Origin of the sequence: Zarconia navalis LEGE 11467 (assembly GCF_015207075.1) — a bacterium.
In the GTDB taxonomy this organism is placed as follows: Bacteria; Cyanobacteriota; Cyanobacteriia; order Cyanobacteriales; family Geitlerinemataceae; genus Zarconia; species Zarconia navalis.
Genome location: NZ_JADEXN010000318.1, coordinates 1 through 6,354 on the forward strand (window position 1 = coordinate 1; position 6,354 = coordinate 6,354).

Below are 6,354 nucleotides of genomic sequence, written 5' to 3' on the forward strand. Positions count from 1 at the left end.
GACCTGGGCCGCATCGTAATTGGTCGCCTTGCTATCGTTGATAAAACGAACCCCTCGCCAGGTACAAATTCGCTCCAGCCGGTGGGGAACGCCGGGAAATTGAGAAATTGCTCGATCGATCGCCTCTTTCTCAATTCCGGCTAACCGTGCGGCGGCCACCGCCATGAGTAAGTTTTGCTGGTTGTGTTTCCCCGGCATTTGTAGTGCCCCCACCGGTACGATTTTCTCACCGCGATCGACAACCCAATCCCCCTCAAGATAGACTTGAGGCTCTAACCCCGATTGTTTCCCTTCGATACTCGTCCAGCAGGCCTCGGGCCATCGCGGGCGACCTAAAGCGCGCAGATAGGGATCGTCACCGTTGATAATTTGTGCCCTCGAAGCCGCCAATAGCTTTGCCTTGATGTTGAAATAATTTTCTAGGGTGTGGTGGCGGGCGAGATGATCGGGGGTAAAGGTCGTCCACACGCCAATTTGAGGGGCGAGGGTGGTAGACGATTCGATTTGATAGCTACTAATTTCGGCAATGACCCGATCGATTTTCGGCTCGGTTTGAAGTGCCAGTTCGCAGGCGGCATAGCCAATATTGCCGCAAGGGGGTGCGTTGAAACCCGCCATTTTAAAAATTGCCGCAATCAGTGCCGTTGTTGTCGTTTTGCCATTGGTGCCGGTAATCGCAACCCAAGGACTCGACTGGAGATGCCGCCACGCCAATTCCATTTCGCCAATGACTTCGATTCCCATTTCCCGCGCGCGAACTAAGTTGGGTAAGTCCCACGGCACGCCGGGACTGACGATCGCTAAATCGAGCGTCTCCGACGGCTCGAATCGATCGCCCAACCTCACGGAAATCCCATCATCGGCAAGTTGCTGTTGTTGCGATCGCAGGTTCTCGCTGTCGTTGCGATCGCCTACCGTCACCTGCCATCCTTCTCGCTGCAACAGTCTTGCCGCAGCAATTCCCGATCGTCCCAGACCAATAATTTGAGCGTTAGGCATACTCGATTCTCGATTTCACCATCCGGCAATCCTTATATTAGCGGGGAACGGGGGAGAATTTGGCATTGGCAAAGGGCAGAGGCGCGATCGATCTATTTTTCGGTGTCCGTTGTCCCTTCACTTCTCCCCCGATCTCCCGAATTTAAGCGCGATCGCCGTATTCCTCGATTTGTTTGAGCACCAGCAGGGTAATATCGTCGTAGACCTTGTGCCCGCCGACATGAGCGCGCCAATCTTCGACGACGGCTTGTCCGATTCCCCGAGCACTGGCATTCCAAACCCGTCCGATATTGCGACACAGGCGCTCCAATCCGTAAAATTCTCCAGAATCATTCTGTGCTTCGGTAATGCCATCGGTATAGAGCACTACCCCATCTCCCATCTGCAATTGAATGGTTTTTCGATCGATCCATTCATCGATCCGTTCTTCCAATCCGAGAGGAAAGCCTAAATCTAGAGTATCGATCCGCTCGATACTACGGTTAGCGCGGACGACGACTATCTCTTCATGCTGTCCGCTCAGATGCAACTGTCCCCGATCGTATTCCAATAACGCCAAACTGAGATTTTTGTCGGAATTCATCCGGCGGACGTTTTTGTAGATGGTACGGTTGAGGACATCGAGAAAAATCGCCGGATCGGTTTCGTCGTGTTCGAGCAAAGTCCGCACCGCCGTTTGTACCATCAGCATCAATACGCCACTTTCGAGACCGTGTCCGGTGACATCCCCAATGCCGATGAGCGCTCGTCCGTTATGATGGGTGAGCACGTCATAGTAATCTCCCCCCACTTCGGCAGCGGGTTCCATAAATCCCGAAATCTCCAACCCCGGAATTTGGCATAACTCTTGTGGCTGGGGAAGCAGCATTGTTTGCAATCGGTGGGTCACTTCGATTTCCGCGCTCAGACGCAGATTTTCCGCTTGCAGGCGCTGGTTGAGTAGGGTGATTTCGGCGTTGGCACGATCGAGCTGAACGGTTCGTTTTTTCACCAATTGAGTGGTGAGTTGGTGGATGTGGGACTGAGCTACGAGTAACTGCTGAAGATCTACGAGTCGATATTCCCCCTGCGCGAGTTCCACGACTAGGGGTTCGTAGAGGCATTCGGGCGATCGCTCCAGGCATCTCATCGCCGCTTCAACGATCGGCATCTGACCCGGACAAATTAAAATTTTGCTTTGGATGAAGGAATACAATTGCTCGATGGGACGGCGGGTAAAGAGTTCGATGCTGTACGGACGACTCATCAACTCCAAAAATCGCCGTCGGGAAATCATCCCTTTAAACTCGCCACCAGCGGTTAAGATAACACCGGGTAATACCGAAGAGCGATCGAAGGCTTCTCGGAGCATTTTGCCGGGAGCGGACAAGTCCAGGGAACATTCAAATAGATGCAGTCGATCGAGGGTTGAGTCCATGCGGAGATTTTGCACAATCGCCCGAATCTGAGATGGCAACATGGCCTGCGATGTTGAAAAAGAGCGCATCCGAGCCAGATGAGTGGAGCCAGAAGAACGATCGGCGGTTGCGTCTACGTTACAAGAGAGCGTGGATTCAATCTTATCTCCAATGGATGGGTAATTATGCACTGGGTTCATCCATTGGAGATGTTCTCGATCGAGATCTGTCACCGTCTTCGTCATCTTTTCCATTTTAAGGATCTCTATCGCCGCGAGCGGTTTTGGATATTGTTACGGGATCTGAGTCATTGGCGGATGTACCCCAGGTTGGGTTTCGGGAGAGGCTCAAAAGAACGAGTTAGCTATCGCCAGGAGTCTGGTATCGCCTTCAATTCTGACGGAGAAATTTCTCCTCTCAAGGGGTTTCGATCTTGCTCGAATCTCGTAATTCACTGGCTAAAGCCCTTAGCTGACGGCAAAAACGAGATCGGGTTATCTCGAGATCGGGTTGTTTAAAGCAAAGTGCGATCGTGAATAATCAAGTGTCGCTGTCTGTCCCAGGAAATGAGTCCTTGGTTTTTCAACTGATTGAGGATGCGAGTCGCCGAGACCCGACAAGTACCGACAACATTGGCTAAATCTAAATGAGTTAGACGAACCCCAAGCCGAGTTCCCTCCCGCACCGGTTGCCCCATTTCTTGTGCTAAGAGTATCAGAACGTGGCGCAAGCGCTCTTCCACTCGCCGACGCTGGATGGCAGCCACCAACTCTAACAGTTGTCGCTGTCGCCACGAAAGCTGGAGAACGATACTCGATCGCAGGTGGGGAGAGACTTCGATCTCGACGCTGGAATACCAAACCAGTTTGACATCGGAGAGTGCTTTGGCACGATATTGAGGACGCGCGTGCAATCCATCTCCCAACCACATCGAAGAACCCAGCCATCCGAGGACTCGTTCTCGTCCCTCGATGGAAAAGGTGCTCATTTGTACCCAACCTCGACAAACTTGCCACATCCCACCATTGCGAAGGTGGATGATATCTCCGCGCTCATAGTTAGTCCAAGTCCGCTGTCCGTTCGATGTGAGTTCGACGGTGTTGGGGATAAATCGATCTCGTGCAAGCATAGGAATTCGGCAAAAAACTGGGGTGAAATAGAAACATCGATCGTATCCAACGCGCCACCAGACAAGCGATACTCAATCGAGCTGAGTATCTGGCGATCCACCCATCAAAAAACGTTGCTGAGATTTTAGTCACAGAAATCCTGAGTCTGGAAATTGGCTCCCTGGCTACAATCGAACTGCTGCTCGGTCAGTAGGCTAGCTCCAATTGCTAGCTAATGTATCCCACACTACTTGAGTTGGAGTAATCTTGGGTTAAGCCTAGTTAAAACTTGACTTAAACCCGATGGCGCATTTCCGACTCTTTAGTTAATGTCGTTGGTTGGGTAAAGCGCGATCGAACCCAATGAATTGGCAAGTTCCTCCATCTCTCTTCTCTCGGTGCGATCGGAGTGCAACCTGCGAACTCTCTTTAAGTACCATTGCGATTGGATCGGTATCGATCGATCCACTTCTAAATCCCAAGGATCGACGACAACGGATTGATATTGCCTCGGTGCGACAAACCGAACGGCCACCAACCACTCTCCATAAATCGTTGCGTCCTGAAATTGCTTCCAAAGCGAGCGATGGTTTATTTGGGTTGTACTATCGAGTCGCATAAAATTTGATTCCCGCTCGATCGTCTCACGCTTGAGGCAGGCTTGCGTTAATAACAGGTTAAGCCATTCGACCTTTATGGCGCTCTGTATGTTGGGAACCAGAAAAAATTAGACGATGCGCCATATTTCGATTCCGTAAAATTGACGATTTCCCCGGCTCAAAATAGTGACGACGAGTTGAGCTTCAATAGACTTACGGAAAACTAGAGATAAGAGAATAAATGGCGAGTCGATCGATTTCGATCGAATTCCGTATTTATGACATTGTAGGTTCTATTCATTTCGCGTAATATTCTATTTAGCGACTCTTAATATAAATGTTTTTATTTTTCCGATCGTTAATAGCAATCGGGGAATAAAAATACTCTCAAAAAGAAAATCTTTTTTTATAATATTTGAATTGCCGATTTTCACTTTTCGATCGCATTTACAATAATAAGAGCTTGTTTTCGATCGAAACATTTAGCAGTCTTGCGAGTGGTTCTTCTGTACGAGAAATGCAAATCCACGCAGTTTTCAAGGATTTTTTACAGTTAAACTCGTACCACCAAACTATTCAATAAAGCCCATCGCTAAAGAATTATCATTAAACACTTAATTTTTGATTGCCTATTTTTAGAGAAAACAACTGATGAAATCGGGAAACCACCACTTCTCGATTATAAATTGATAAAATTTATTTTTCAATTCACGGGAACTTTTTTTATTTTTCTCCTTCTCAGGAGATGTACGGAGAGTTTAGCTTGCCATTCACCCTTATTTTTGCAAATCTTTATCGATTCAAAAACAAGGTTTTACTCTCTAAAATCCGAATTGCTAACCTTCGATTGGGTGCCAGAAAAAACGATGTAAATCGATCGAACTACTCGAAGTTTTTAGAACGGTTTTTTAACCGGAACTGAGAATTTAGTAAATCAAGCAAACTAATCACAGCAAAGCAATGATGGTAGGACCTACAGCACAAGAGCAAGAAATGCTCTTCGCCGTCAACCGGATGCGGATGAACCCCGCTGACGAACTGGACATCTTAATCAATTCGTCCGATGCTGACGTCAACAATGCGATCGACTTTTTCGATGTCGATCTAACCGTACTCCAAACTCAGTGGGATAGCCTGAGTGCCGTCGCACCCCTGGTTTGGTCGGAGCAACTACACACCTCGGCAGACACCCACAGCCAGCTGATGATTCAGTTCGACACTCAGTCACACGATCTTCCCGGCGAACCGGGTTTGGGTCAGCGAGTCACTAATACCGGCTATCAGTGGAATCGTCTGGGGGAAAATATTTTTGCCTTTTCCGACTCGGTCTTTCACGGTCACGCTGGATTTGCCATCGACTGGGGAAATGGCCCTGGCGGCATTCAAGACCCTCCCGGACACCGCAACAGCATCATGAGTAGTGGGTTTCGGGAAATCGGGATCGATATCACCCCAGAAAACGATTCTGCTACCGATGTCGGACCATTGGTGATTACCCAGCATTTTGCCGATCGCAGCGCCATTAATAACCAAGGCTGGCTGCTCGGAAGCCTATTTCGCGATGTGGATAACGATACCTTCTACGATGCCGGAGAAGGTCTCAACGATATCGAAATTAGTATTACCGGGATTAACGGCACCACCTTTAGCGATACGGTGATGCCGATGGATGCCGGAGGATATCAAATTCTCCTGGATGCGGGACAGTATCAGGTAGAGTTCGAGCGCGATGGCACGTCTCTGAAGACGGAAAGCGTTACCGTTGCCAACCAAAACGTCAATGTAGACTACGTTGACGCCGCAACTCCCCCACCGAATGCTGGCAAGGGAAAAATTGTCGGCAACAAGTTTGAAGACCTCGATGGCGACGGAGAGTGGGATAGCAACGAAAGCGGTCTCTCTGGCTGGACGATCTTTCTCGATACTAACGGCAACCGCCAACTCGATGCAGGGGAAGAATCTACCACCACCGATGCAAACGGGGAATATATTTTCAACGACCTCAACCCCGGAACCTATACCGTTGCTGAAGTTCTTCAAGCCGGATGGGAGCAAACTTTTCCCAACCCCGCCAACCCCATCGGATCGGAGTCCTATCAACTCGACGATGGCTCCAATGAAGGGTGGACGAGTTACGGCTCGAGCGACCACATGACCTTCAATGCCTTCGAGGCGCAAGCGGGTCAAGAAACTATCACGTCCATTTCCGTCGAACTCTCTTCTCGGGGGAATCCCAAAGCGGTCTTTCTG

General features: G+C 49.4%; 5 protein-coding genes. 1 reads left to right on the forward strand and 4 read right to left on the reverse strand.

Features of this window, described 5'->3' with window-relative positions:
• The 4 genes from murD to IQ235_RS15755 all read right to left on the reverse strand — a co-directional run.
• Positions 1-999: UDP-N-acetylmuramoyl-L-alanine--D-glutamate ligase (gene murD / locus IQ235_RS15740; RefSeq protein WP_264322391.1), on the reverse strand; the 999-nt coding region annotated here is incomplete at its 3' end.
• 142 nt (positions 1,000-1,141) lie between these two features.
• The gene (locus IQ235_RS15745; protein ID WP_264322392.1) at positions 1,142-2,650 is read right to left on the reverse strand and encodes a PP2C family protein-serine/threonine phosphatase; all 1,509 of its coding nucleotides are present in this window, start codon (positions 2,648-2,650) and stop codon (positions 1,142-1,144) included.
• A gap of 260 nt (positions 2,651-2,910) precedes the next feature.
• Positions 2,911-3,525 carry a Crp/Fnr family transcriptional regulator gene (locus tag IQ235_RS15750; protein ID WP_264322393.1) on the reverse strand — a complete coding sequence of 205 codons (615 nt, stop codon included), beginning with the start codon at positions 3,523-3,525 and terminating at the stop codon, positions 2,911-2,913.
• A gap of 302 nt (positions 3,526-3,827) precedes the next feature.
• On the reverse strand, positions 3,828-4,124 hold the full coding sequence (locus tag IQ235_RS15755; RefSeq protein ID WP_264322394.1) for a hypothetical protein: 297 nt from the start codon (positions 4,122-4,124) through the stop codon (positions 3,828-3,830).
• Positions 4,125-5,064: 940 nt separating this feature from the next.
• On the opposite strand from IQ235_RS15755, the gene IQ235_RS15760 reads away from it, so the two are divergent.
• On the forward strand, positions 5,065-6,354 hold a 1,290-nt coding region (locus IQ235_RS15760), incomplete at its 3' end, for an SdrD B-like domain-containing protein (protein ID WP_264322395.1).

Excerpts from the sequence above, each read along its gene's own strand:
- IQ235_RS15755 (WP_264322394.1), bottom strand. The coding sequence starts at position 4,124 with ATGCGACTCGATAGTACAACCCAAATAAACCATCGCTCGCTTTGGAAG.
- IQ235_RS15745 (WP_264322392.1), bottom strand. The coding sequence starts at position 2,650 with ATGGAAAAGATGACGAAGACGGTGACAGATCTCGATCGAGAACATCTC.
- IQ235_RS15750 (WP_264322393.1), bottom strand. The coding sequence starts at position 3,525 with ATGCTTGCACGAGATCGATTTATCCCCAACACCGTCGAACTCACATCG.